The sequence below is a fragment of the Streptomyces broussonetiae genome (assembly GCF_009796285.1).
Classification (GTDB): Bacteria; Actinomycetota; Actinomycetes; order Streptomycetales; family Streptomycetaceae; genus Streptomyces; species Streptomyces broussonetiae.
The window spans coordinates 9,697,383-9,724,371 of the sequence record NZ_CP047020.1 but is presented as its reverse complement, the minus strand read 5'-3'; the positions used below and the strand labels follow the sequence as shown (position 1 = coordinate 9,724,371).

The 26,989-nt window shown below is 68.1% G+C and carries 20 protein-coding genes and 4 pseudogenes; 11 read left to right on the top strand and 13 right to left on the bottom strand.

The window, feature by feature from the left end; all coding sequences use genetic code 11:
* The first annotated feature begins 336 nt into the window (after positions 1–336).
* The 6 genes from GQF42_RS44605 (at position 337) to GQF42_RS44585 (ending at position 5,296) form a co-directional block, all read left to right on the top strand.
* Positions 337–1,524, top strand: coding sequence for a phosphotransferase (locus tag GQF42_RS44605; RefSeq protein WP_158929577.1), 1,188 nt, complete (start codon positions 337–339; stop codon positions 1,522–1,524).
* Positions 1,521–2,429, top strand: a complete 909-nt coding sequence (locus GQF42_RS44600; protein WP_158929575.1) for a lactate/malate family dehydrogenase — start codon at positions 1,521–1,523, stop codon at positions 2,427–2,429. The genes GQF42_RS44605 and GQF42_RS44600 overlap by 4 nt, the downstream gene beginning before the upstream one ends.
* On the top strand, positions 2,420–3,547 hold the full coding sequence (locus tag GQF42_RS44595) for a phosphoenolpyruvate carboxykinase (ATP) (protein WP_158929573.1): 1,128 nt from the start codon (positions 2,420–2,422) through the stop codon (positions 3,545–3,547). Before GQF42_RS44600 ends, GQF42_RS44595 begins: the two co-directional genes overlap by 10 nt.
* Positions 3,548–3,842: 295 nt before the next feature.
* A complete protein-coding gene (locus tag GQF42_RS44590) occupies positions 3,843–4,328 on the top strand; it encodes a serine integrase family protein (RefSeq protein ID WP_158929571.1) in 486 nt (161 codons plus the stop codon).
* A gap of 47 nt (positions 4,329–4,375) precedes the next feature.
* Entirely contained in the window at positions 4,376–4,498 is a 123-nt protein-coding gene (locus tag GQF42_RS47105; protein ID WP_267906173.1) for a hypothetical protein, read from the top strand.
* 303 nt (positions 4,499–4,801) lie between these two features.
* Complete coding sequence (locus GQF42_RS44585; RefSeq protein ID WP_158929569.1) at positions 4,802–5,296, top strand: N-acetyltransferase; 495 nt, start codon at positions 4,802–4,804, stop codon at positions 5,294–5,296.
* A gap of 121 nt (positions 5,297–5,417) precedes the next feature.
* On the opposite strand, the gene GQF42_RS44580 is transcribed toward GQF42_RS44585, so the two are convergent.
* Positions 5,418–6,704: an IS256 family transposase gene (locus GQF42_RS44580; protein WP_373300785.1), complete on the bottom strand. Its 1,287-nt coding sequence runs from the start codon at positions 6,702–6,704 to the stop codon at positions 5,418–5,420.
* Between the two features lie 139 nt (positions 6,705–6,843).
* On the opposite strand from GQF42_RS44580, the gene GQF42_RS44575 reads away from it, so the two are divergent.
* A complete protein-coding gene (locus GQF42_RS44575; RefSeq protein WP_158929567.1) occupies positions 6,844–6,999 on the top strand; it encodes an ASCH domain-containing protein in 156 nt (51 codons plus the stop codon).
* Positions 7,000–7,097: 98 nt separating this feature from the next.
* Here GQF42_RS44575 and GQF42_RS44570 read toward each other — a convergent pair.
* Positions 7,098–7,409, bottom strand: a pseudogene (locus tag GQF42_RS44570) (integrase core domain-containing protein); the annotation flags it as partial.
* Between the two features lie 25 nt (positions 7,410–7,434).
* On the opposite strand from GQF42_RS44570, the pseudogene GQF42_RS44565 reads away from it, so the two are divergent.
* Positions 7,435–8,654: pseudogene (locus GQF42_RS44565) on the top strand (IS30 family transposase); the annotation flags it as partial.
* 279 nt (positions 8,655–8,933) lie between these two features.
* Here GQF42_RS44565 and GQF42_RS44560 read toward each other — a convergent pair.
* The 7 genes and pseudogenes from GQF42_RS44560 to GQF42_RS44530 all read right to left on the bottom strand — a co-directional run.
* Positions 8,934–9,143: an integrase gene (locus GQF42_RS44560; RefSeq protein WP_233273722.1), complete on the bottom strand. Its 210-nt coding sequence runs from the start codon at positions 9,141–9,143 to the stop codon at positions 8,934–8,936.
* A 469-nt stretch (positions 9,144–9,612) separates the two neighbouring features.
* Entirely contained in the window at positions 9,613–10,392 is a 780-nt protein-coding gene (locus tag GQF42_RS44555) for a hypothetical protein (RefSeq protein WP_158929565.1), read from the bottom strand.
* Between the two features lie 109 nt (positions 10,393–10,501).
* Positions 10,502–14,554 carry an SGNH/GDSL hydrolase family protein gene (locus GQF42_RS44550; protein ID WP_158929563.1) on the bottom strand — a complete coding sequence of 1,351 codons (4,053 nt, stop codon included), beginning with the start codon at positions 14,552–14,554 and terminating at the stop codon, positions 10,502–10,504.
* 500 nt (positions 14,555–15,054) lie between these two features.
* Positions 15,055–15,645, bottom strand: a complete 591-nt coding sequence (locus GQF42_RS44545; RefSeq protein WP_158929561.1) for a hypothetical protein — start codon at positions 15,643–15,645, stop codon at positions 15,055–15,057.
* Positions 15,646–15,688: 43 nt separating this feature from the next.
* The gene (locus GQF42_RS44540) at positions 15,689–16,225 is read right to left on the bottom strand and encodes a hypothetical protein (protein ID WP_158929559.1); all 537 of its coding nucleotides are present in this window, start codon (positions 16,223–16,225) and stop codon (positions 15,689–15,691) included.
* Between the two features lie 434 nt (positions 16,226–16,659).
* Positions 16,660–17,850, bottom strand: a complete 1,191-nt coding sequence (locus GQF42_RS44535) for an IS110 family RNA-guided transposase (protein WP_158929557.1) — start codon at positions 17,848–17,850, stop codon at positions 16,660–16,662.
* Between the two features lie 243 nt (positions 17,851–18,093).
* Positions 18,094–18,369 (bottom strand): annotated as a pseudogene (locus GQF42_RS44530) (transposase family protein); the annotation flags it as partial.
* Between the two features lie 186 nt (positions 18,370–18,555).
* Between GQF42_RS44530 and GQF42_RS44525 the strand changes: the two are divergent.
* Complete coding sequence (locus GQF42_RS44525; protein ID WP_158931343.1) at positions 18,556–20,331, top strand: IS481 family transposase; 1,776 nt, start codon at positions 18,556–18,558, stop codon at positions 20,329–20,331.
* Between the two features lie 982 nt (positions 20,332–21,313).
* Here the strand turns inward: GQF42_RS44525 and GQF42_RS44520 are convergent.
* The 3 genes and pseudogenes from GQF42_RS44520 to GQF42_RS44510 form a co-directional block, all read right to left on the bottom strand.
* On the bottom strand, positions 21,314–22,156 hold the full coding sequence (locus tag GQF42_RS44520) for a hypothetical protein (RefSeq protein WP_158929555.1): 843 nt from the start codon (positions 22,154–22,156) through the stop codon (positions 21,314–21,316).
* A complete protein-coding gene (locus GQF42_RS44515; RefSeq protein ID WP_407699523.1) occupies positions 22,153–22,737 on the bottom strand; it encodes an RNA polymerase sigma factor in 585 nt (194 codons plus the stop codon). Before GQF42_RS44515 ends, GQF42_RS44520 begins: the two co-directional genes overlap by 4 nt.
* 593 nt (positions 22,738–23,330) lie before the next feature.
* A pseudogene (locus GQF42_RS44510) lies at positions 23,331–24,283 on the bottom strand (IS5 family transposase).
* Between the two features lie 397 nt (positions 24,284–24,680).
* On the opposite strand from GQF42_RS44510, the gene GQF42_RS44505 reads away from it, so the two are divergent.
* Positions 24,681–25,421, top strand: a complete 741-nt coding sequence (locus GQF42_RS44505) for a hypothetical protein (RefSeq protein WP_158929551.1) — start codon at positions 24,681–24,683, stop codon at positions 25,419–25,421.
* A 350-nt stretch (positions 25,422–25,771) separates the two neighbouring features.
* On the top strand, positions 25,772–25,993 hold the full coding sequence (locus tag GQF42_RS44500) for a hypothetical protein (RefSeq protein WP_158929549.1): 222 nt from the start codon (positions 25,772–25,774) through the stop codon (positions 25,991–25,993).
* Positions 25,994–26,126: 133 nt separating this feature from the next.
* Here GQF42_RS44500 and GQF42_RS44495 read toward each other — a convergent pair whose 3' ends face one another.
* Entirely contained in the window at positions 26,127–26,519 is a 393-nt protein-coding gene (locus GQF42_RS44495; RefSeq protein ID WP_158929547.1) for a hypothetical protein, read from the bottom strand.
* Positions 26,520–26,989: the final 470 nt, after the last annotated feature.

Below are 26,989 nucleotides of genomic sequence, written 5' to 3'. Positions count from 1 at the left end.
CGTCCGGACCGCCCGCCGCCCGAGGCCGCAACCTGGCCGCACCACATGAGTGCCGCTGCGGCACCCGATAGACCCCGGCGGGGCTCGGACCCGCCGAACGTCACACCCCGCCGGTCACCACTCCATCCCGAGTCGGTAGCCCCGTTCCCGCGCCCTGCCGCCGGTCCGGGACAACCGATAGCTCCCGCGCGGTCAGTGGCCCAGGCAAGACCGGCCGCGCGGGACCGGGACGGCACCTCACCCCAAGAGGAGCCGTCCTACCCCGGCCGCACACCCAGCCTCTCTGCACCGGGCGGGCGGTACACGCCCGCCACTGTTGACCGCCGAGGAGACACTATGCACCGCACCCCCTTACCGCAGGCCGCCGATCTGTTCGCGCTCAGCGCCGACCGCATCCACCGCGCCGCAGCTGACCTGTGGCCCTGCGAGCCACTGACGCTCGGCGATCACGTCCCCTCGGTCACCGGCTATGTGCACCGCGCCAGCATCGGCGGGCGGGACGTGTTCGCGAAGGACTCCATCCTTGGCCTGTCCCTCGTCTCCGTGCTGCGCGGCGTGGCTGGTGACCGGGACATGGTCCGTGCGGCGCAGGCCGCTTATGCCACCTCTCCCGCCTCTCTGCTCGCGCGGGAAGCCGCGCAGCTCCGCGCCCTGGATGCGTCTGGGGTCCGGGTCGGCCGATGTGCCGGCTACGCGGCCGGGGTACTGTTCACCGAACCCGTCACGGGCCCGACCCTCGCCAACCTGATCACCAAAGACCCGGGCCGGACCTACGACTTGCTCAGCACCGCCGTCGCCGCCCTTGAGAGCCTTCAACGCCCGCAGGTGGCCTCGCAGGTCGACGCCGCGTCGATTCCTGAACGCAGCATCGACGGCACGTTCCGCAGGAAGTTCAACGGCGTCTCCGGTCGCCTCTACGTCGAACGCCTCGGCCTTGACCGAGTGGACGAGCGCAGGCGCCGGAACGTCGCCGCGGTGGTCGGCGCCGTCGTAGCCCGGCTGCTGAAACTCCGCCTCATCCCGCCGACCGGTCCCGCCGTGATCGTCTACGGCGACTTGAAGCCGGAACATGTCCTGTTTCCCGACGGCCCCACAGAGGCACCGGTGTTCATCGACCCCAGTCTGGCACGCGGGCCCGCCTGCCATGACACGGCAAAGCTCGTCTCACGTACGTTCCTCGCGCTCCTCGCCGCCCCGCACTTGGACGGCCCCGCGTCTACGGTGGTGGACGGGATCGGCGAGTTCGTGGCGGGACGGATGCGAACCCTGCACGGTCCCGCGCGGACCCTGTGGCTCCGCCGTCTGCTCGTGACGTGGCTGATGGACACGGTGAACATCCTCTCCACCTACCTCACTGCCCCCGCCACCCTGCCACTGCCCGAACACGCCCAAGCCGTCATCGACCGCTCAGAGACCTTGTGCTCGCTGCTGGACCTGGTGAGTGCCCCGCTCGCGGCCGGAACCGACCCCGAGACTGCCTGGCGGCTCGCCCTGCGGACCGTGAGCCGGGCGGCGGACCGGTGACCGGCCACACAATCGGCATCATTGGCGCCGGCGCAGTCGGACAGACTGTCGCCGCGCTTCTCATCGGCGAACCCTGGTGTGACCGGCTGCTGATCACCTCCCGCACGGCCGACAGCGCCACCGGTCTCGTCGCCGATCTGGACGACATGGCCCACGTCGTCCGCGCCGGGACCCGCGCGCACGCGGTCACCGTCGCCGAGCTGGACCAGACGGACGCCGTGGTCCTGTGCCCCAGAGCCACCTTCACCAACACCGCCAGCCGCGACGTGCGCATGGCAGGACTCGCCGCGAACGCCCCGCTCATCGCCTCACTCGCCCGCACCCTCACCGGCTACACGCGCCCCGTGGTCATGGTGACCAACCCCGTGGACGTCCTCTCACGCCTGTGCGCCACCATCAGCGGCGCCCCCACCTACGGGATCGGATCGGCTACCGACACCGCCCGCTACCGCACAGCCCTCGCCGCCCATCACCGCGTGCCCGTCAACGAGGTCGACGGCTATGTGATCGGCGAGCACGGGGACGGCGCAGTCATCTGTGCCTCTTCCACCACCATTCGTGGCACCCCCTGCGCCGTCCCCCTCGACCTCATCCGCGCCGAACTCGCCGACCGGCCCCGCCGGATCAACGCCGGGATCGGACGCACCCGCCATGGACCGGCCGCCGCCGTCCTGTCCGCCCTGCGCAAGCTCCTGGACGTCGAGGACGGAACCGACGTGCTGTCCGTCAACCGCGCGGGCGTGTGGCTCGGAATCCGGTTGCGCATCCGCGCCGGCCGTCCCACCGTCCAGCCCCTGGAGCTCGACCCGCACGAGACAGCGGACCTGATCACGGCCCGGACCAAACTCGAAGCCGCCTACCGCACCATCAACCACCACGAACAAGGAGCCCGTACGTGCCTGTGACCGCAACCCGCATCCACGCCGACACCGCAACCGTCACAGTCGCCAGCCTCACCAAGGCAATCACCGACTGGTCCACCCGCTACTTCGGCCCCTGGTGGAACGCCACTGCCGCCGACGACGCCGGCCCCGGCTCCCTCACCGACGCCAGCCTGGTCCTCGCCGACGTCGACCCGGGCCGCGTGGAGGACATCCGCGCCCTCGTCACGGACTACGGGCACGAAGAAACCACCTACGCGAACGCCCGAACCCACGTCGCCCGGCACGACGGGATCACGTATGCAGTACAGCCTGATGAGCGCATCGGCTACCAGGCCGACGGGCGCCGCCTGGTCATTGTCGGTGACCAGGCCGAACCGGTCGCCGTCGCCGCCGCCCGCCTCGCCCGCGAACTCGTCCGCAGCCAGCTCCTCGCCGACGGCTGGACCGTCCTCCACGCCTCCGCCGCCACCCACCATGGTGAAGCCGTCCTGACCCTGGGCGACAAAGGCGCGGGCAAGACCACCACCAGCCTCCTGCTCGCCCTGGACGGCTGGGGCCTGCTCGCCAACGACCGCGTCTTCGTCCGCCCCGAATCGGACAGCAGCCTGCGCGTATTGCCGTGGCCGTCCGCCGCCGCGCTCGGCCTCGGCCTCCTCGACGCGACCGGCCTGTACGACCAAGTCCGGGAAAAGGTGCTCGACGGCGGGCAACTCCACCCCACCCAGCACCCCAAGGTGACGCAGGCCCTCAAGGACGGCCGCCGCGAGCCGCTGTGGCACAAGACCGGCAAGGAACTGAAGCCGCAGTTCTTCCCCGACCAGCTCCACTCGTGGCTCGGCCTCACCCTGTCCACCGAAGGCCGCGTATCAGGGCTCCTCTTCCCCACGATGAGCTCTGATGCGACCCCGGCCCTCGTGGAGACCGGGCGGACGCTGACCGACGCGGACGTGTTCGACCAGAAGACCGAGGACCGCTACCCCGACATCTTCGGCCTGACCCCCACCGCCACGACCGGCACCGAGGCCATGACCGAACACCTTGCCCGGCTCCCCCACCGCTCGCTGCTCCTCAGCCACGACACCATCGCCTCCGCCGCACTGCTGACCAAGACCGCCAAGGAGATCACCGCCACCCCTTGAGCGCACACGCCCATGAAACCCCCGGCCGGGGCTTGTTGCCCTCGCACACCCGCCCCGCCCGGGACCTCACTGCCACCAATCGAGACGAGCCAGAGGCATCACCGTGATACCCGGTCGTGAGATCCCCTACAGGGGTCTGAAGACGAGCACCCGTGACGCAACTGCTTGCCCGCGCCGCTCTTGGCTTCGCCGCCTTTGTTCTCGTGCACCGCGCGCCCCGTACACCGCCGGAAGCCACGGCGCATCGGCACGAAGAGGAGAACCGCCCCTTCACCGAGCCATACAGGAGGGCCTCATGAAGCTCCAGCTCGTCCCGGCCGACGAACTCGACGAGCCGTGGTTGAGATGGAGGCTGCCGGAGCCCCGGTTACGACCAACCCCTGATTCCAGGCTGAGCGCCTTGCGACGCAGCGTCTTCGAGAACGCTCTCGCCGCCATCAAACCCGGCCGGTCCGTCAAGGTGACCACCTACGTCTTCGCCGACCGCGGCGTGGACACCGACGGCGCACACGCCCTCCTGACGGAGCACGCGCGCGACCGCGGATGGATCGTCCACCGAGAACGGTTCACCGACGAATCGACCGGTGGCCCGGCCTCTGCCCGCCCTCAGTTCAACCTTGCGTGCCGCCGCGCCGGGTCGGGCTTCGTCGACGGCGTCCTCGCGATGGGACGAGACGCCATGCCCAGCACCGACGAGGCGTACGAGGCGTACCTGCATTGGCTGCACCGCCACCACGCCTTCATCGCATTCCTACAGCCGACCACAGGGAGAACTCAATGACCCCAGAACCCCGGCATCATCACCAGCGACCAAAGAGGCCGCCGCTCATGACCACACCCAAGCCGCCGCTACGGACCAGGATCATCGACACCGTCATCACGACCACCCTGGCCAGCCTCGTCATCCTTGCCTTCGTCATCGCGCTCGTCCACACGCTTCGAAGTCACTGAACCCAACCACCTCTCCAGGTCTCGCCGACGCCGCTCTCATGCACTCCGGACAACCCGTACATCCCCGGCCCCAAAGGGAGCGCCCTCACGAAGAACGGCCGGCCCGAGACCTACCGCCAACCGGCCCTCACGAGAGACAAGAACTTGGTATACGAGATGCGCCCGGCCGCTGACGAGGACGGCCAGGGGATCCACAAACTCCTCCAAGCGCGCAACGAATGGGCCCGTCAACGTGGCCAGTTACCACCAGACAGCATCGCCCTACGCGTGCTGACCGCAAACACTAGCGATGACATGGCCCTCATGCTGCTTGTGGAGGACAGCGCCGTCGTGGGCTGCTTCGTCCTCTACGCCACGACACCGGGGTGGACATGGACCGCCAGCGAGCACGCCGAGCCGTCCATGAACCTGGCCATGATGCACACCCATCCCGATCAACGCGGCGCGAGACTGGCTGACTTGATGACCCTGTGGGTGCTCGACTACGCAGCCCGGCGCACCGGACCGGAACTGCACTGGGTGCGCTGCTGCGTCCCTGACAACCGGCTGGCGCGATACTTCCGTGAGGAGCTGGGCTGGCATCAGGTCCGGGTCACCCGTAACGTCCAGGGACAGTACTACGCCCACATGCAACGGCGCCCCCGCCGCCTCCCTGAACTCTCCGCCCTGATCAGGAGCGACGATCCGGCGCTCCTCGTGACCGGGGACCTGGCGATCACCACCGCGCCCCTCGTGCCCCCACAACCGCGCCAGAGCCCCGGCATTGTCACCAGAGACCAGAGAGGCGGCCGCCCATGACCTCACAAAAGCCACCGTCACGAACACGGAACATCGAAACGGCCATCACCATCGTGCTGGCCGGCCACGTGGTCCTCACCTTGGGTCTGTCCAGCCAACGGTGTAACTCGGGTGATGTGAGTTATCGGCGGCCGACGGAGAGTCGGCCGTCGAAGGCGATGTCGAATGCCTGCAGGGCGGGCTTCCAACGCATGGTCCAGCGTTTGCGTCCCTGGCCGGTGGGGTCGAGGCTCATGATGGCCATGTAGACGCATTTGAGGGCTGCGGCCTCGTTCGGGAAGTGCCCGCGGGCCCGGACGGCTTTTCGTATGCGAGCGTTGACCGACTCGATAGCGTTGGTGGTGCAGACGACACGGCGGATCTCGGTGTCGAACTGCAGGAAGGGCACGAACTCTGCCCAGGCGTTCTCCCAAAGGCGCACGATCGCCGGGTACTTGGCGCCCCACTCCTCCTGGAACTCCAGGAACCGGTCCTCCGCCGCGCTCGCAGTGGGAGCCGTGTAGACCGGCTTGAGCGCGCGGGAGATCTTGTCCCAGTCCTGGCGGCCCGCGTAGCGGAACGACGCCCGGATCAGGTGGACGACACAGGTCTGGGTCACCGCCTGGGGCCAGACCGCCGAGATCGAGTCGGGCAGGCCCTTGAGCCCGTCACAGACGACCATGCACACATCCTCGACACCGCGGTTCTTGATCTCGGTCAGGACCTGGAGCCAGTATTTGGCGCCTTCGCCGCCGTCGCCGGCCCACAGGCCGAGAATGTCGCGCGTGCCGTCCACCGTGACGGCGAGTGCGACGTAGATGGGCCGGTTCGCCACCTGCCCATCTCGCACCTTGACGTGCACGCAGTCGATGAAGATCACTGGATAGACCGGGTCCAGCGGCCGGTTCTGCCATTCGGCCATCCCGTCCATGACCTTGTCGGTGATGGTCGAGATGGTCTGCTTGGACACGCTCGCGCCATAGACCTCGGCCAGGTGGGCGGAGATGTCACCGTGCGTCAGACCACGCGCGGACAGCGACAGGACCATCTCGTCGACGCCGGTCAGCCGCCTCTGCCGCTTCTTGACGATCTGCGGCTCGAAGCTGCCGTCGCGGTCACGCGGCACCGTGATCTCCACCGGCCCCACGTCGGTCAGAACGGTCTTGGACCGGGCCCCGTTGCGGCTGTTGCCGCTGCCGGCACCGGCCGGGTCGTGCTTCTCGTAGCCGAGGTGGTCGGTGATCTCGCCTTCCAGGGCGGACTCCAGCACGCGCTTGGTCAATTGCTGCAGCAGCCCGCCGTCGCCGGTCAGCTGCAGGCCGCTCGCGCGGGCCCGGTCGACCAGCTGCCCGATCAACTGGTCATCCAGCAGGTCCGCCGGCGACTCGGCCGGCCGGACCTCTTCAACCGCCTCAACAGAGACAGTCACGTCGCTCATCAGGTGCTACTTCCATGATCGGGAGTTACACCGAAGACCGTACAGACCCCTCACCTTCGGCGTCGCGCTGCTGGCGAGTTTGTGGCGGTCAGAGATCTGCAGCCAGGCCGCCGCGTCATACCCGGCGGCCGTGGGTGAGCCGGTCGACTCGATCGCCGAGCAGGGCGCCGCCGTCGAAAGCGGCGACTGGATCCGCGGCATCACGGTCCGCCAGCCCTGGGCCACCTGCATCCTCGCAGGGAAGCGCACGGAGAACCGGCCCAAGCACTGGCTTATGGGCAGTTGAAGCGGCGCTTACAGCATTGACCAGGTTGGTTGCGTGGTGGACATGTCCTCCACGCGGCAGAAGGAGGGGTCAGATGCAGGTTCGGGTGACAGGTGCGGTCACGCGGCCTGGAGGGTCGGCGTGGTCATGACGGTCTCGAATTCGATGGGGGTCAGCCGACCGAGTGAGGCTTGTCTGCGACGTCGGTGATAGGTCCGCTCGATCCAGGTCACGATCGCGATCCGGAGTTCTTCGCGAGTGGCCCAGGCACGGCGGTCGAGGACGTTCTTCTGCAGCAGGCTGAAGAAGGACTCCATGGCTGCGTTGTCGCCGGCAGCTCCGACCCTCCCTATCGATCCGGCCATCCGGTGGCGGTCGAGCGCCCGGACGAACTTCCGGGAGCGGAACTGGACGGATTCAACCGGTCGTCGCAACACCTGATCGGGAGGTGGAGCGATGGGCTCTGTGAAGCGGCACAAGCAGGTTCGTGCGTATCGGGGGTTGATGCCGTCGCCGGGCAGGCCGTCGGTGGCCTGGCGTGAGGACAGGGTCAGGTTCTGGTCGGCGATCGCTCGGGGTGCCAAGACCGAGGATGCGTGCAGTGCTGCCGAGGTGTCCGGGCCGGTGGGGTTCCGCTGGTTCCGGCACGCTGGCGGCGTGAATCCGTGTCTGCTGATGAGGTGTCCGGGCGCTACCTGTCGTTTCCCGAACGGGAGGACATCGCCGTCTGGCATGCCCAGGGCGCCGGCGTCTGCGAGATCGCCCGCAGGCTCGGACGGGCGCCGTCGACGGTCTCCCGTGAGCTGCGGCGCAATGCCTCTACCCGGACCTACAAGCTGGACTACCGGGCCTCGACCGCACAGTGGCACGCTGAACGCCGGGCCCGGCGCCCGAAGAAGGCCAAGCTGGTGGACAAACCGAGGCTGCGAGCCTATATCCAGGCCCGTCTGTCGGGGGACGTCACCGACGCCGGAGGCAACCGTGTGGGCCCGGAGGGCCCGGCCTGGAAGGGGCGCAACAAGCCGCACCGCGGCGACAGAGGCTGGGTGACAGCCTGGAGCCCGGAGCAGATCGCGCGACGCCTGCCGGTCGAGTTCCCCGACGATGAGGACATGCGCATCAGTCACGAGGCGATCTACCAGGCGCTCTACGTCGAGGGACGTGGTGCGCTGAAACGCGAGTTGGTGGCCTGCCTGCGCACCGGACGGGCGCTGCGTGTTCCCCGGGCACGCAGCCGGCAGAAGGCATGGGCTCACGTCACCGACAAGGTCCTCCTCAGCGAGCGTCCCGCCGAGGCCGAGGACCGCGCCGTTCCCGGGCACTGGGAGGGCGACCTCATCATCGGGCTGAAACGCTCGGCGATCGGGACTCTCGTCGAGCGCAGCACCAGGTTCACCATGCTGGTCCACTTGCCGCGCGAGGAGGGCTACGGTGTGGTCCCGCGCACGAAGAACGGACCCGCTCTGGCCGGATACGGCGCCATCACGATGAAGAACGCTCTGGCCAGGACGATGACCACACTGCCTGAGCAACTCCGGCGATCTCTCACCTGGGACCGCGGCAAGGAACTGTCCGCCCACGCCGCCTTCACGGTTGAGACCGGCATCCCTGTCTACTTCGCGGACCCTCACAGCCCCTGGCAACGCGGGACCAACGAGAACACCAACGGCCTACTGAGTTGTTGTAGCGACCGCGACCCGGTCCGACAGTCGCTCACCGGATGACTTCAGTTGACCCGCTCTTGACACACCAACAACAACGACGAGATTGCCCGTAAGTTACCGGTATTGGGTCTAGCCTCGGCGTTTCAGTTGGGGTGATGAGACGTCACTGTTCGTCTTGGTTCACTGCGCGCTGGCAGGACCGCATGTGGCTGCGCGAACAGAAGCTGAAAGCCGGGGTCGGTTTCAACTGAGCTGTGACCTTGCCCTTGCCGATATCTCCGTCCGTGCAGGTCAGGCGGCGTGTCCGTACTCGTGAAGGATGCCGCTGAGGCCATCGCGTCTTCGTATGTCGAGGCGGGCTATTTGGTCCGGATCGGCGATCAGGGCGGGCAACGGGTAGAGCAGACGGGCGTTCGCCATGCCCTGATGCGGCCGGTGTCCGTTATAGAACTGCTCGAACTCACGCAGGACGTCCAGCAGGTGCCGCTGGTTCCAGATCAAGGTCCGGTCCAGCAGCTCGCGTCGGGGCGGGCGCGCCGGGCGCCTGCCGGTGGTCGGTGCGTGGTCATCGCGGTGACTCCTTCGCTCCGGACCGCCTGTTCGTGGGCGGCGATCGAGGGAGCAGCGTGCCCGGGAGCCCCTTGTCCGCGGTCTGACGGCCGTCGGTAGCAAGCATGGTCAAGGGAAAACACGGCCGTGGTCGGGGTGGTAGCCAACCTGGCCAAGGGGTCATGGTCAGGCTCGTGGTCGGGCCGACCATGCGAACAAGGGGACCGGGTTTGGCCCTGGCGGTCCAACTCGTCCCGGGCCGGGAGGGAGTGTCCTGTTGAGCCGGCACGGAGCGCGGAGGGGGCTCCCCCCGGTCAAGGTGGGGTTCGCCTGGTACTCCCGCCACGACGCCGACCCCGCGCACGCCTGGCTGCGCGTGCGTGCGGGAGCTGATGGAACCGTGCGCGGCTGGCACCGAGCATCACTCCGTGCGCGTCCGACCATTCTTGAGCACCCCGTAGTAGTCGCTGTAGGGGAGTTCCAGCTTGAACACCAGGCCGTACTGTTTCCGGATGGCGGCGACCGTGACGGTCTTCGGATCGCGGACCACGCGGGACACCGGCGGATCGTCGACGAGGCCGGCGTAGGGCTCCTCGACCAGCTGGCGCGGGGCACCACCGCCGCGTGTCGTGTCCCAGGTCAGCGTCTGTCCGGAGACGGTCAGCCTGGTCGGCTCCGGGGCTTGTGGGCCCTGGGGGTTCGGGCCGTGCCCCCGGTAGTAGGCGACGAGCCGCTTGCCATGGTCGTCGTGCGTGAACGGGATGGGACTTCCGGACCCGGTCGGCCCGGAACGGTCATGGTCGCCCGCGGTCAGGATCCCGTCGAGGGTGTCGCCCATGTGCCGAGGGTCGGCGCCGTAGTAGGCGGTGATGTTCATCGAGCAGACGACCTTGTAGTCGTCGGTCTTCTGCTGGAAGAACCAGCCCGGTCCCGATCCCGGCACGCACACGTCGTGCACCACGACCAGGCCGAGCGACAGGGGCGTGCGGTCGGCGTAGGCCCGCGCCACACCCCGAAGCCGTTCCTCCGCCCGCTCCCGGGCCCGCACCGCCTGGTCGCTCTCCCCGAGTTTGCGCAGTTGCCTGTCGCTGACGGCACGGTCCGGGGTCGTGGAACAGGCCGAGACGGCGAACAGGACGAGCACCGCCAACGATCCCCACACGCTCTTCGAGCCGCCGGCACGCCGCGCGAAGGCCCTCATGGTTGTCCGCCTCTCATCGGCAGCTGCCTCTCCGTCGTCGTACGTCCGGCCCGGCTGTCACTGTCCACCAGGACGGCCGGGCCGGGCATGAGTACCCGTACTCAGACGGCTACAGGCTCATGCCTGCCATCGTGCGTTCGAGCGCGTTCGCGTACAGGCGCGCGCCCCCGATCTTCGGGTGGAACGACTGGGCCGACAGGCCGTACTGGTTGATGAGCGGCCAGTCCTTGATCGGCTCGTCGGACTTGGTCAGGGTCTTGACGATGCCGTGAACCTGTTCCGGGTCACCGCACACGCCCTTGCCGGAGAAGTCGCTCTTCGGGTTGGAGAACCACACGTTGATGCCCGAGGCCTTGGCGTCGTCGGCCGCGCCCTGCATCTGCGCCGCCAGTGTGTCGGCGGTGTCGTCGAGCCAGCCCGCAGATGCCTCGGAAAGGCCGATGGCCATGCCGCTGAAGCCGGCGTTCAGGCACGATCCCTTGTCCGAGATCAGGGGCGGGTACCCCATCAAGACGATTTTCGCGTTCTGCGCCCTCTTGTGGATCTCCTTCAGGACCCGTGTGATGTCCGGCCGGACGACCTGGTTCATCAGGCCCGGGACGGCCGTCTCCAGCGGCTGTCCGAGGAACTGCTTGTCCCGGCCGTTGACGCTGTCGTCCGTCATGTCGAACTTCTGGCCCTGGCAACTGCCGTTACCGATGGACAGCAGGCACTTCTGGACGATCTGGGAGAACCGGGAGTCGTTGCCGCCGATGGAGATCGTGACCAGGGTGGTGTTCTGGTCCAGATAGCCCTTGTCGGTCTGGGGTTCCTCGCCGTTCTGGCTCTCTCCCTTCGACAGAACGCTGTCGGCCCCTACGTCCTTGGGCAGAACGTTGTAGGTGCGCGCGCCCGAGCACGCGATCAGGTGGTAGTCCATGCTCGGGTCCAGCGAGTCGTCCAGTTGACCGATCGACTGCGACGCGCCGGGCATCGTGGCCTGGCGCGACCACGCCTGGGTGGACCGGTGGCAGGCGTTGCGGGCGCTTTCGTCGAGCTTGTTGCGGTAGTTGGTCTCCGGGTAGTAGTCCCGGTCACCCTCGGAGGCGCCCTCGCCGGAGGAGTAGGAGTCGCCCATGGCGACGACCACGTTCTTCGGCTTGCCGGGCAGTGGCTGGAACGCGACCGAGCCCCAGGCGATGTCCTCGTCGGCCGTACCGTCATCGGTGACGTTCGACAGCATGACCGCCGGCCGCCCCGTGAAGTGGAACGCACCCAGGCTCACCCAGCGCCCCGCACGCTGCTGCACGGACCGATCGGGGCTCGTGCTGTCGGTGTTGATGACGTGGTACTTCGCCTGCCTCGTCTGCGCACCGGTGTCGGGCAGATGCACGAGGACACGCGCCCAGCCGAGATCCTGCCCGAGGGTCCAGACGCCGTTGATGGCCATCCGGCCGCCGTCGCCGCCGAGGTGGTCCGCGTTGCGGGTGTGGGCGTACCAGTAATGGCCCCCGTATCCGCCGCCGACCTGGTGCAGATCTTCCTTGCCCTCGAAGTGGTCGTCGGAGTCAGGGAAGAAGCGGAAGCCGAAGGTTCCCGCCGAACTGGTGTTGCCGCAGTCGGACCATGTCGGTGTGCCGTCCGGTACCGAGGCCACGACCTTCGCCCCGGTGGGGGCTCCGGTGCAGACCGGGGCTCCGTCCTGCAGGCGGTGTCCCTGCCCCGGCTCCGAGATCAGCGTCTGGTACTTGATGTTCTCGTGCCCGCAGGTGGTCTTGCAGACGGGCTTCCAGGTCACGTTGGGCTGGTTCCACCAGTACTGCTTGTAGCAGTCGATGTTCTTGCAGTTCGGCGGAACGTTCGGGTCGCAGTTGTTCTTGGTGTTGCAGAACGTGTCCAGCGGCGGGGAGACATGGCTGCGGTCGCCCTTGCTGATCCACCAGGCGGGCTGGAAACCCACCGAGTTGAACCCGGATTCGCCCGGCCAGTCCTGCTTGCCGTCGGTGCCGTAGGAGAAGCCGGTGTCCATGGACCAGGCGGCCCAGCCCATCACCTTCTCCTCGTACGGCCAGTCCTGCGGATGCGCAGCATCCTTGTTCGCGGTCGGGCCGTCCACGTCGGTGTCCATGAACGGATGGCCCCAGCTCTTCTTGTAGAGCGGGTTGGCCGGGTTGTTGTACCAGCCCAGACCCCAGTAGCCGGCGTTCTTGCCCGCGTCCGCAGCCGGGTTGAAGCCGAGGTTGTAGTTCCACACGGCGGTGAACCAGTTCTCGACCATGGACGGATCGTCGTCGTTGACGGTGACCGTCTGCCCGGCGGCGTGGACCTCGTTCCACTTGTCGGCCAGGATCTGCATCGCGGCGGCGATGTTCGTGGCGTAGTCGACGGCGATGGCCTTCTGAAGGCCCGGGTCCAGCGCGGTCTCCTTGTGCCCGTTGTCGTCCGTCTTCTCGTGACCGGCCAGGCGCATGCCGTCGGTGACCTGTCCGACGCCGTACCCACAGTCGGACTTGTCCCAGTGGATCTGCCAGTAGGCGTCCGGGGCGTTCTCCACGGCCTTGCGGCCGTAGTAGCCGTCCATCGCGGCGAGCGGGTTGCCCATCTCGCCGGGGATCGAACCGCCCTCGGCCTGCCACAGGTTGGACTCCTGCGCCATGATGCCGAGCAGCACGTTCGCCGGGATACGTCCCTTGCCGTCACCTCCCGCCAGCCTCGGCACCGGGAACAGGCCCTGGGGGTCGATCGTGCCCAGGCCGGCCTGGCTGCGGTATCCGCCCTGCCGCAGGTACTGGGAGCGCAGCTGTCCGCGTACGGCCATGTCGACGGCCCACTCGACCTGGTTCGGCGTCGGCTGCAGCGCCTGTGCGTCCACATCGTTGCGGGAGATCGCGCAGATGCGGTCGGTGTCCCGCGGGTCCACCGCCGCGGTGGGGTCGTTGACGCGCGCCACCGAGGACCCCTTGCCTCTGCCGCCGGCGATGGGGAGAGCGGGGCTGGGGTTCTTCCCGCTCGGTGCCGTCGCGTCCGCGACCGACTGGGTGACCTTCTCTCCAGTGGCGGTGGCCGTGCTAGTGATCGTCACGGGCTGGTCCCCAGCCACGGTCTCGGGAGTCGGCCTGGTGTCCTGCGGGGCGGGCTCGTTCCTGGTGAACCCCTTGCCCGCGCTCTTGATGTGTGCCAGGCCCGCGCGGACGCCCGGCGTAAGGACGGGTTCGACCGCGAGACGTCCCTGCGTGGAGATGTCCGTGTCGGCGGGGGCATCGATGCGGGTGACACCGGTGCCCCGCATGTTCGGGGCTCCCTGGGGGTGACCGGTGAGGAAGACCCGGCCCGCCTCGCCCGGCATCAGGTCGAGGTCGCCCAGCTTCCCGGAGGCGACGAGGGTCGGCCCGCCGTGCCCGGACCACACCTTCGCCTGCGCGGTCTTCGTGTCCTTGCGGTCAACGAAGACGATCTTGCCGTCCTGTGCGGGATGGATGTCGAACGGGACGCTGTCCCCGGTGGCGAGGTCCTTCACCTTGCCGGCACGGTCGATGTGCACCAGGTTGTGGCCGCGCGCGGCCACCGCCCCGTCCACGACCGGTACGGCGCTGGTGATCTCACCCTTGAGCGCCGCCTCGCCCAGGGATCTTCCGGCCGTGTCGACGGTCACCACACGGGTCTTCGTCAAGGCCGGGTCGTTGACGTCCCGGAAGGCGGTGAACGCGGCCGTATGCGTCCGGGTGTTGCAGGACGGGTCGAAGTAGGCCAGGGACACCGTGAACGGCAGCTTCGTCACATGCCCGTCGGCCGTGTCGACGATGGCGGCGAACGCGCCGCCCTGCATCAGATCCGGCTTGTTCGTGAAAGTGCGCGGCGCGTACACGGCCGCGACATGGTCGCGGTCCATCACGCACTGGTTCCCGATCCACGAGTCCGCCGTCAGACCCGGCTCGGACAGTTCTGCGGCCGTCTTCCATACGTACGCCTGGCTGCTGTCCGCGGTGAGGATCTTGAACCCGCTGGTGTCGGCCGCCCCGGTCACCGCTCGGTCTGTGGAAGTCTTCCAGCCGGAGCCGAGCGTCTTGCCCGGGTCCGTCACGCGGCCGGGAGGGGCTGGCGTGGCGTGTGCGTTGTTGCTGCGGTCCTGGCCGGGTGCCGGCGCGGCAGCGGCGGGCGCTGCCTGCAGCAGACCGCCGGTCATGGCCGCGCAGGCAGCCAGGGCAGCTATGGGCAGGTGCGATCTTTTTCTGCGTCTCAAGTGAGAGCTCCCCCGTTTCTAGTTAAGAGGTTCCCCCCGCCTGGTCGAGGCAGGGCTCGGCCGCCCACCCTCAGAGGTGGGCGCGAGTGCGAAGAGAGTTGGCCGGCGGTGGAAATGGCAATGGCGCGGACTGCGGACCCGGGTTTCTTCAGCCGGGTCGGCTTGCCTCGGAAGCGTGGCGGCAATGGCCAAGTACGCGTCCATGCCAGTAGTGGTGAACCAGCCGACCACGTACTCGGGGTAGTCGCTGAACTTGGTGGGCGACTCCCCCGAGAGGCGTTGTTAGTGCCAGCCCCATGGGCGTAGGCGCGCAACAGAGTGTGCGTCCCGCATTGGGGCCATTCCAGGAGACCGCAGGCCGCGCTCCGAACCGACTCACCAAATCGCTCGCGCGAACAGGGCGTCTTGGACGGCGGTCGGCAGGAGAGCCGCGGTGGGGTTCTCTAGGCCTTGTATTCGTTCCGCTCGACGCTCTCGATGGTGATGTGCGGGTGCGAGGGAGGCGTGTGACCGGGGTCACTTACCGTCAGCTCGGTGGGCCAGGAGGTCCCGGGGTACAGGCCGACGACATTCGACGAGGCACTGGCCGTTGCGTCGAAGCCGCCCGGCCCCGTGATCCGAATCCGGAATCGGTAGAACGCGCGCTTCCGACCGCTGTTGACCACCTCTACCGGGACTGTCAGCCCACCCTTCTCCCGGCGGGCCGCGTAAACGGTCACATCTCCTTGACTGATGACCGGAGTTCCGAAGTGCTCGCTGCCCTTGGCGATGCCCGTCACCGGCGACGGCGTGATGGTCACCCCAGGCGGTGCAGCCTGCCTGCGCTCCCTTTCCGCCTTCTGTCTGGCCTCCTCTATCCCGTCAGACCTCGTGCTGGCGGCGGCCGACGACGCGGCGGAATCCGGCGGTGAGGACTGAACGGCTGAGGTGTCCGGGCCATGGCTCGCCGGTTCGTGCCCGCACGCAGCGGTCATCGCTCCGGCAGCGACGAGCAGGACAAGGAACCGGCGAGATACCGGCGTACGTACGGGCATGACATGCACCTCGGGGACGGAGAGGGACGGGTACGGGTGACGGTCAGTCGCAGCCAAAGACGTCCGTCTGCCGGTCGATGATCGCAACATCGCCCTCCCACATCAGGGCGTTCACCACGGCGCAGCCGGGATCGAAGTCGCCCTCGACCTTGACCGGACCCGCGTAGTCAGAGAACCAGCCTTCATCGACCTGGCACGTCGTCCCGCACAGCTTCAGCTTCATGTGCTTCTTGGCACCGAGGTTGTTGTCGAACAGGGCGCATGCCCCGTTCGCCCCGCCCGGCCCAAACTTGGTGTATGTGAAGAGGGTCCCGAACCGGCGGGAGTCCGGAAGCGGATTCACCAAAGCCAGCTTGTATCCGCTCCCGCACAACAAACCGCCGGCTTGTACCGCTGCAGGGTTGGCCGCCGCGAGGGCACGCGTCTGCGGATCCCGCGCCGCGCCCGGTGCATACTCCACGTTGGTGCCGGGCACCTTCTCGGGAACCGGCTTCGAGTCCTGGGCCAGGGCTTGTGGAGCTAACAGAACCGAAGAGACGAAAGCTGTGGACACGGCAAGAGCAGGCAGCCACTTGCGCATGACGTCATTCCCCCATATTGAAAGCACAAGGGGGCCTCGCCCGTGGCGGCACGGGCGTGCTTGTGGTCCCCGTTGTGCTGAGCGTGTGTTGGTCGTCCACTCCCGTCCCGCCCGGATGACACGGGCTGGCAGTTCCCCAACTGACCGAGAGCGGCCCGTCACTCTATGCCCACACGCAGCAGCAGACGCAAGAGCATAAGCCCCGACATGGCGAAGAGACGACGCCTGCAGAAAGGTAAGCGGAATCGGAGGGACACCATGTGCCCCATACGCTCGCCCAAAGAAACGGAACTCGCCGAGCACACGCGAACCATGGCAGAAATCCGCACCAACGCTTGCACTCTGGATGAGCCGAAATGCTGCAATCACTATGCGGTGCATCGTCGGTGCGCACCACGGCATCGAGTGCACTCAGTGATTCCTAATGCTGTCTGTCAAGCGGCGAGGGTGGTGGGTGGCGCGGCCTCGTAGGTCCGTCCGTCGCGTAGGAGTGCCCAGAGGACGTTGACGCGGCGGCGGGCCAGGGCCAGGACGGCCTGGATGTGACGCTTACCCTCGGAGCGTTTGCGTTCGTAGAACCGGCGGGAGTCCTCGCAGCTTCGGATGCTGAACAATGCGGAGATGTAGAGGACTCGTTGGAGTCGGCGGTTGTAGCGGCGTGGGCGGCGGAGGTTGCCGCTGATCTTCCCGGAGTCGCGGGGAACGGGAGCAACGCCGCCGAAGCCGGCGAGGCGGTCAGGAGAGCCGAACAGACTCAGGTCGCCGCCGGTCGCGGCCAGGAACTCGGCACCGAGGATCACGCCCAGGCCGGGCATGCTGGTGATCACCTCGAAGTGCCGGTGGTCGCGAAACCGGGCCTCGATGAGCTTGTCGAGCTCGGCGACCTGCTGGTTGAGGGCCATCACCTCCGCCGCCAGCGTGTGCACGAGCTGGGCGGTCAGTTTCTCTCCGGGCAGGCTGGTGTGCTGGCGTTCGGCGGCCTCGACGGCTGTCTCGGCGAGCCGGTCAGCGCGAAGGACCCTGCGATTGCGGAGCCAGGTCTCCAGCCGTTTGACCCCGATCCGCCGAATGGCGGCCGGAGTCTGGTAGCCGGTCAGCAGCACAAGCGGACCGGTGTTGGTCAGGTCCAGTGCCCGCTCCAGACCAGGGAAAATACCGGTGAGCTGGGCGCGGAGCCGGTTAACGATGCGGGTGCGGTCGGCGACGAGGTCCGTGCGCCGGCCGGTGAGGATCTTGAGATCAGTGACGGTCTCGTCGCCGGCGCGTAAGGGATGCAGGTCGCGGCGGATGCGGACTTGGTCGGCAATGACGGCGGCGTCCTTGGCGTCGGTCTTGCCCTCGCCGCGGTAGCTCTCGGAGGCACGGTGGATGGCCCGGCCGGAGATGTAGTGCACCGGCTGGTCGTGGTTGAACAGGAGCGTGATGGCCAGAGCGGCACCGCCGTCGGCCAGGTCAATGCCCCAGGTCACCTCGTCGCCCAAGGCCAGGACATCGCGGAGGAGTTCGAGGAGTTCGGGTTCGTCGTTGGCGACGCGTCGGGACAGCAGCCTGCGGCCGCTCTCGTCGATCGCGACGCAGTGGTGGTGGGTCTTGCCTGCATCGATGCCGGCCCAGATCATGGCCATGTGGTGCCTCCGTGCGGTGTGCTGCTGGCGCCTCCCGACGGACGACCTCGCTGTCGATTCCCTACTCAGCGATCATTCGCAATTCCTAATTGGCAGCCGAGTCGTCGTGGGGTACTGGGCGGCCAATCAGTGGAAGCCACAAGCGGCAGAGCCTTTTGAACCACACCCGGCACCCCTGGGCGGGTCAACCATACGAGGGGCTCACCACATCCCGCGGAACAACGTAGGGAGCCTTTTCCATCTTCAGTCTGAGCTGGTCAGATGAAGGGTGAGGACGGCCTGGACGAGGTTGGTGATCCGGGTGGTCGAGCACCGCAGTTTGCGCAGGAGTCGCCAGGACTTGAGGGTGGCGATGGCCTGCTCGACGAGTGCCCGGATCTTTGCGTGAGACCGGTTCACCGCTTTCTGGCCTGCGGAGAGGGTCTCCCAGCGTCCCCAGCATGGGATGCGGACGGTGCCGCCGGCACCCCGGTAACCCTTGTCTGCCCAGCACTTGATGTCGGCCTCGGCGAGGGCGTTGTCAACGGCCATGTCGTTCTCCCCGCAGTGTGAAGTCCCACGGGTTTTTGGACAGTTCCGTCCCGGTTGATCCTGGACGGTCTCACGGCAGTTTTGACGGTCTCGGCACATCCTGGACGACCGTGGCTCGTTGGTCCTTCCGTGACGGAAACGCATGAGCCTGAGCCAGTGGACGACCGGCGGTGGATGGCCGAGCACCGTTACCGGGCGGTGCTCCTGGTGCTGGACGGAGCGCCGGTCGCGCAGGTAGCCCGCCAGTTCGGTGCGTCGCGGCAGTCGGTGTACACCTGGATCGAGCGGTACCACGCCGGCGGGCTGGACGCGCTGGTGAACAAGTCGCGCCGTCCGCACGTCTCGCCGCACCAGGTGCCCGCCGAGGTCGAGGCGCTGGTCTGCGATCTGCGGCGCTCCTACCCACGCTGGGGCGCCCGCCGGATCGTCCACGAGCTGGGCCGGCGCGGGCTGGCGCCAGTGCCCGGCCGCTCCACCGTGCACCGGATCCTGACCCGTCACGGACTGATCAACCACCAGGAGCAGAATCACCGCCGCGTCTACCGCCGCTGGCAGCGCGACGCCCCGATGCAGCTGTGGCAGATGGACCTCATGGGCGGGGTGTTCCTCGCCAGCGGGCGCGAATGCAAGCTGGTCACCGGCATCGACGACCACTCCCGGTTCATCGTGATCGCCAAGGTGGTCGCCGAGCCGTCCGGCCGCGCCGTGTGCACCGCCTTCGCCGAGGCCATGACCACCTACGGGGTGCCCTCGGAGGTGCTGACCGACAACGGCAAGCAGTTCACCGGCCGCTTCACCAAGCCGGTCCCGGCCGAGGTCCTCTTCGAGCGGATCTGCCGTGAGAACGGCATTACCGCCCGGCTGACCAAACCTCGATCACCGACCACCACCGGGAAGATCGAGAGGTTCCATAAGTCCCTGCGGCGCGAACTGCTCGACCACGTCGGTCCGTTCGCGGACCAGGCAACAGCCCAGGCCGCCATCGACGCTTGGGTGCACGGCTACAACCACAGCCGACCGCACCAGTCCCTCAACATGGTCGTGCCCGCCGCCGTGTTCCGCCCCGTGGCCAAGGACCCGCAGCAGGACCGACACGACGTCCACCTGCCCGAGCCGCAGGACGAGACAACGTCTGCGACGGCCGAGCTGCTGGCGCCGCAGCTGCCCGCGCTGCTGCCCTCACCGCGGTTGCCCGTCGACGAATCCCACATCAGGGCCGTGGAGTTCGAGGCGCTCATCTCACCGATCGGCAGGCTGTGTCTGCCCTCCGGCCAGCAACTGAAGTTCCCTGCAGCTCTGGGCGGACGCACCGCCACCGTCTGGGCCGACGAGCGCAGCATTCACGTCTTCATCGACGGCGAACTCGCCCGCACTCGCACCTCCCAGTTCACGGCGGCCGATCTGAAGGCGCTGGTGCAGCGCGGCGGGCGAATCGCCGGCCCCGAGCCAGCGACGCCCGCCCTGCCCAACGGGCCGCACTCCCCGTTCGTGGTCGAGGTCGACCGGCTGGTCGGCCGGGACGGTGACGTCGGGCTCGGTGGGCAGCGCATCAAGCTCGCGGCCCAGCTCGCCGGACAGCAGGTCACCCTGCGGTTCGACGGCCAGCTGATGCACGTCATCGCCGATGGCCGGGTGGTGAAGACGCTGCCCGCGCCCATCCCACCGGAGCAACGAGCGCAGATCAGCGGGGCCCGCAGCCCGCGCACCGCGATCATCCCTCCGTCCGCGCAAGCCCTGCGGGCTCAGCGCAAAGTGCCTGCGGACGGCGTGGTGATGGTCGGCGGCCAGCGCCTGCGGATCGGCCGGGCTCAAGCTGGGAAGACCGTGACCATCCTCATCGAGGACACCGTCTTCCGCATCCTGGACGGCGACGTCGAACTGCCCACCCACGCCCGCAACAGCGACAAGCCGATCAGGCAGTTCAAGGCGGTCGCCCGCACGAGGAAGTAGCGGCTGTCCAGCATCTACCGGTGACGTCCAACATCAGCTGGGACCAAACTGTCCAAGATCTCGCGGGACCTCACACCGTCACAGCACCACCCTCATGCCCACCCCGGCAATCCCGGCAGTCGGCCTGGACCGGCCGTATCGCCTGCACCACCTGCTCGAACGCGCCCGCGACCAAGCAGAGCCACGCCCTGATCGACCGGGACCTGTAGGTGCAGGCCGACTGGTTCGCCGATCCGGCGCGGATGGCGGCGGGTTTCCCCAAGGATCACACTTCGCCACCAAGCCAGCGTTCGCCCTCGCGCAGGTGAAACGGGCGCCGGGATCAGACCGAAGTGGACAACCGACGAGGTGTACCGACGGAGCCAGGAGTTGCGCGAGTTCTTGGAAGGCTCCGGCATCGGCTATATGTTCGCGATGCCCGTCGACCACCAGGTCACCACATCCGGCGGCGGGACGCATGCGCGCGGACCAGGCACTGCACCTGGTCGAGCCGGACGGGTGGAACCGGGGCAGTGACGGTCCAGGACACCCTCGCGGCAGCCTCCCGACGATCCCTTCATGGCACCGTGACCCGCGGACAGAGAATGTGACACAGGCGCAGCACCTCGATGGTTTGCGAGCTCCGCGACGAGACAGGGGCACCGGGCTCCTTCGGTGAACCGCCTTGTTCGGCACCGAAGCCTCCGGCTGCCCCGGTGCGACTGCTGCGCCTGACCGACCGCACTGCCGCTTGGCCGACGACATGCCCCCGGCATGGCCCCGACCTGAGCGGCTCACCCCTCTGCAAGCGACGCCGAGCGGCGGCATCGCTCAATCCGAGGCGGAAGTGCTCGATGCCGTGGGCGACCCGGACACAGGCCCCCGCCGAAGACCGCCTAAACCGCGCCTAAACCGTCACCCCAGCGGTCCCAGCGCCCGGCCCGGCGCTGCGGTCCGTCACGCGTCACCCTTGCAAAAGGCCGGCGGTCCTCGTCCCGCCCGGTCAGCCGGGCGGTGCGAGGACCCCTTGCGGTGTGGCAGGTCCGGGCCCGTCGATGATGCGCAGGCCCGCACCGGATCGGGTGCCGCCCAGGGCCGGTGGGACCACCCCTTCCACGACTTGGCCCACGACGCTCGGCTTGCCCTGGCCCTTCCCGGACTTCCCTGTGTTGTTCGGCTTCGTCGGCGTCGGGTCGACCTCGTTCGCCGTCCCCGTCAACTGCACGCAGTAGGCCGCGACTTGCTGTTCACCGCCCGCGGCGCGGACGAGAGAGTGCCATGCCGCGGCCTTCAGGGCGTGGCCGCGGCCTTTGACCTTCCCGTAGGCACGGCACTGCGCCTCGACGTTCTGTGCCGTCCCGGGGCGTGAGGGAGCGGAAGTGGGTGCCGTGCCGGATCCGGTGGACGCGGAGCCCTGTTCGCCGGGCGCGGGTGTGGCAGGCCGACGCGTGCTGTGGCTGGTGCCTGCCTCGTGGGCGGGGTGCTGCCCTCTGTGCACCACGCCGATGGAGGCGAAGGCGATACCGCCCAGCAGCGTGCTCGCCGCGAGGGCAAGGGCGCCGCCGCGCGTCCAGCGTTGCTTCCGTGTCCTGGGGCGCCAGTCGTCCTGACGCCGGGTACGCAGGGCCGCGTCGCTCGCCGTGCGTGCGCTTCGGAAGGCGGCAAGGGCGGCCTGCTCCGCGCCGTCGTCCACGGGCTGACGGCGCAGGGCCTCACCGATCCGCTCGGCCATGCCATTCAGGTCCCACGCGCCGTCACCTTCGGTCGCGCGGCCGGGACCTGCGGTGATCTCGGGCTGATGGGCCTGGCCGCTCAACCGTCCGTCTCCGTTTCGATGGGTGCTCATGTCGGTTCCCCCAGCGCCCGCGCGACACCATGTGTCACATCACCGGCGCCGAGCAGACGCGCCAGGCTCCTCGTACCCCGGCGGGCCAGCAGCCGTACGACAGGGCTGGGCCGGCCCATGACCCGGGCGATGGTGGGCTCGTCCAGACATATGACATGGCGTAGGAGGACCACCTCGGCCTGAGCGAGGGGCAGCTGGGCGATCAGGGCCTGGGCCGTCTCGGTGGGCAGCGTGGCTCCGGGCAGGGTGTGGGCGAGGTGATCCATGGCCGGCGGCGGCCAGGAGCTTCCTGTCGTGCGATGCGATGCGCCGCGCCGCCGCAGGTGGCCGCGCGCGTGGCGCCGGGCGATGCTCGCCGTCCAGCCGCGGAATCCGTGCCCGTCACCGCGAAACCGTGGCAGTTCGCGGGCGATCTCCCGCCAGGCAGCGGCGGCGACGTCCTCGGCGTCCTCCCCTACGATCCCGCACAGGTAACCGTGCAGGCCCGGCTGGACCGATCGGTACAGCACCTCGAACGCGGCCTCGTCGCCGTCCTGGGCCTGGGCAACCGCCGTGCCCAGTGCCAGATCGTCGGCCGACACGCGCTGAACCTGCCCTCCCTTGCGCACTATTCCGTCTCCCCTTGCTGAGCAACGCCCCGGAGCGTACGGCACGTCACATCAGCCTCCCAAATAGTCGGTGGCAACTCCACACAACAGGCGATCCAGGCCACCGAGATCGCCTACCGCGGCCGCCGTGCCCGCCGAGCCGCGCGCGGGGAGCAGGGGCGGCGTGTGAGAGGGCACCTTTCCGGATGGAACGGAGGAGGTTGTTCCGGGCGGCATCACAGCCGTCGGCGCAGCACTTGCGCGACTTGTAGTCAATCCGTGATGGCGACAAGTGCACGTCTTCATAAAGGTGTCGATCTCGCGGCCATCTCGGTCCACCCGTGACACTCCTGACGCGCGGCGCGCTGTTGAGAGTGACCCCCGACGGGGTCACGGCGCCCATCCTCCGGAGGAGGTACAGGAGCCGATGTGCCGGGGCAGGCTCGGTCTCCCCCCGTGACCGGGTCTGCCCCTGCCCTCTAACATCCAGTCCGCCGCCCGCGCGACGGATCTTCGAACCCGGCGGCCGACCTGACCCAGGCCGTGAAGGTTTCGGCGCACCGGCTAGGGCTCGTATCGAGTCGTGATCAATTGGTGGTCCGGGTGAGGTCTTCGATCCAGATCATCGAGGCTCGTAGGTGGAGGCAGGCGAGGTAGCTGTCCGGGGTCTTGTCGTATCGGGTGGCTATGCTTCGCCAGGCCTTGAGCTTGTTGATCAGGCGCTCGACGGTGTTCCTCTCCTTGTAGAGGACGGCGTCGTGGCTGACGGGCCGACCGCCGCCGGAGCCCTTCTTCTTCCGGTTGGCGGCCTGGTCCTTCTTCTCCGGGATCACTGCCTTGATGCCGCGTTGACGCAGGTGGGCCCGGTTGCCGCGGGACGAGTAGGCCTTGTCTCCGGCGACCGCGTCCGGGCGGGTTCGGGGGCGGCCGAAGGGGCCGCGGACCCGTAACTTCTTGAGCACCGGGATGAACTGTGGACTGTCCGCTGCCTGGCCCGCGGTCAGCACGAACGCCAGCGGGCGGCACGTGCGGTCGGCGGCCAGATGGACCTTGCTGGTCTGCCCGCCCTTGGAGCGTCCGAGGAGAGCGGCCTTCAGGCGGACCCTTCGCCGACGCCGGATGCGTCGTGGCTCCTCCCGCTCGGGATCTGCTGTGACGTCCTGCCCGCTTTGTTCTTCGAGGCTGCCCCCTTTGACCTGGCCTTCTCCTCCTCGGCGGCAGCCTTCTCCAACGCAGTGACGACGTCCTCGCCCAGGTGCATCCCGGCGGCATCGTGGTGTGCCCGCACGGTGGTGGAGTCGATACTGACCAGGGACAGGTCCACCTCACCCCGCTTCGCCGCTTCCTCGATCAGGCCCTCCAGCAGGGCCTCGAAGACGCTGGCGTCGCGCCACTGCCGGAAGCGGTTGTGCACGGTCGACCAGGCGCCGAACTCCTGCGGCATCTCCCGCCACTGCCCGCCGGTCTTGAACCGCCAGATCACACCCTCGAACTGCTGCCGCAGCCGCTCGGGGTACGGGCCGTACTCGCCGATCGGCAGCTACGGCCCGATGAACTCCCACTCTGCGTCCGTCAGTTGCACTCGCGTCACGCAAGAAGTTCTACCGGACCAGACCCCGCCGCGAGAGAATCCCGCAGATTGATCACGACTCGATACGCGCCCTAACACGGATCAGTCATGGCTTTCGTAGCGACACGCAGCCAGCGGAGGGTGAGCAGGCGTCAGCAGTTCATCCGTGAGGGCTAATGGTCATTCAATCTGCCTGGTCTTCGAGCCGCTTCACATTCTGACGGTGCGCCAGGCAGGGCCGTATATACCCCGGTCGGCCCCCTGCCGCACAGCTTTCGATATGACCCGATATGACAGCTATGAGTACTTTTGGTCGCAGTCGGCTGACGAGCCGACATCTCCGAGATATCCAGACAGGAGAAGCGACATGAAGCTCGCTCGTTCCACCATGGTGACCGCAGGTCTCTCGTCCGCCGCGGCGCTCGTCGTGACCGGCATCGCCTACGCCTCGGCGGCCTCCGCCCCGGCACCCCAGGCCGTCCCGGCTGCCGCCTCGGCAGCACCCTTCGGCGGCGACTCCGGACAGAACAAGGCCAACAACAACCAAGGACAGGGCAAGGGCAACGAAGGAAAGGGCAACGAAGGCCGGGGTGAAGGCCGACGCGAGGAAGGCCGGCGCCACGAGGACAGAGGCCGGATCGAGATCAACGAGCGGTCCTACTCCGCCCATCCCGGCGACTGCATCACCGTCGTCAGCGGCCTGGGCGCCAAGACCCTCAACATCCGCAACGAGAGCCACAAGCGCCTCGAGGTCTTCCGCGGAGCCGTCTGCGACAACGGCGCACCCATCGCCACCGTCGGCCCCTGGAGCTCCTCCGACGGCGTCTGCCCGACGATCAAGGACGAGGACGAGAAGAAGAACGGGAACGAGAACGAGAACTGCGAGGAGCGCGAGCACCACGAGAACGGCAAGCACGACGAGAACGGCAAGCACGAGGAGAACGGCAAGCACGAGGAGAAGGGCGAGCGCCACGAGAAGGGCGAGGACGGCGTGAAGGTCAAGAACGGAGTCATCGCCAGCTTCCGCGTGGTCTGCGACCACGACGACCGCGGTGACCGCGGTGAGGGCGGCCGGGGCGGCGAGGGCGGCGAGGGCGGCCGGGACTGACCCCGGAGCCGAGCAGCCCAACACGGGGCCCCGGCCCGCCGGAATCGGGCCGGGGTACTCCCATCTCATTGTCCGACAACCCACGCACCATGCGCGCACCACCGGCCCGGACACCAGACATCACACCCCTGGTGCCCGGGCCGACGCTCTTTCCCTTGTTGGTCGATCCACCTGGGGATATCCGTCCCGAACGCTTCCCGCGGGCACATCTGAGCACGCCCTCGCCAAACGTTTTCCCTCCCGGCGTTTCCACCGCCCCGAACGGGTGAGAAAACGCGCTGGCGGAACGGACGAGGACGTATGCACGGACACGGGCGCAGGCGGCCCATCACCGCCCGTACGATGATCGCGTGACAGCCCGCCGCGCCCTTGGCGCCGGTCCCCAGGCCCCGCAGAACATCCGCGCCGCCCAGGCCGACCTCCTCGACACCCTCCCCGGGATCCGGCTGCCCGGCCTCGACCAGCTGCGGGCCCGTGGAGTCCTCGGCACTCACCCGGCGGCACCCCCGGCATCCCGGCGGACCCTCGGCACGGGCGGCCGCGCTGACGCGAACCCCTCTCACCTCTCCTGATGCCCAGACCGGCACCGCGGACAAGAGCGCGAGAACGCTGGGGGCCGGGCCAACCAGCCGTGTGCTCCGGCGCCGCAGCCCGACCGCGGCCGTCCAGCCCCTCACACACCAAGGTCCGGACGGCTGGACCAGGTCAGCACGGCGGCACGATGTTGTTGTGGAAGTAGAGGGCGCCGTCGACATAAGGAGCGAAGGTCCACCAAGGGTCGGTAACGGTGGCCCAGCTGGAACCGTTGGCGTACTCGACCTGCCACGTGCGGTACCACACGTCGCCGGCGTTGCCGACTTGGCCGCCGGCGATCCAGCAGTCGATCATCAGATAGTCCCCCTTACTCAGGGGGGTGTAGCCGAGGTTGTTGGCAGGCGTGTCGTAGGGCTGCGAATAGACACCGACGTGACTGCCGGTCGAAACCTGGTCCGTGACCGGATAGGGGAGCGGGGTGGCCTGCGCGCTCGTGGTGCTGGCGACGGCTGCGGCTGCGGCGATGACGGCCGCGACGGCGGCCTTGGTGATACCTCCGGGCATGTTTCCCCCTACGGTCGACCCCGGAGTCCTGGAATGGATGCCGGGGAGTTGTGGACAGCGGCCCGCGGTCGGGCCGTTGGATTCGTGTGCCAGCTTGCCTGTGCACGGTCAGCCGGGGAATGACGCTGGCTTGACGTTCCCCTGACATTTCGAGCGGTCGCTGCGCCGCTGGGGCCAGCCTTGCGCGAAGCGACAAGACCAGGCTGCCCGAGTCGGCTTGGTGAAGTTCCGTTTCCCGCACGACCCCGCACACCCGCTCCCGGACCATATGTCAGGGGCACGACTTCGTAGGTGACGCTGGTTGGGAAGGGGTGCGGTTTGCGTTCGAACTCAATCTAGGACCGGCGACGCATCGTGTGGAGTGGCAAGTTGCACAGTGAAGCGGGGGTTCCGGTGCCGCGGTGCACAGCGAGCGGGGAAGGCGCAGATGAGTAGCTGTTGGCGTAGCGAATCCAGGGATGGTGCTCGGT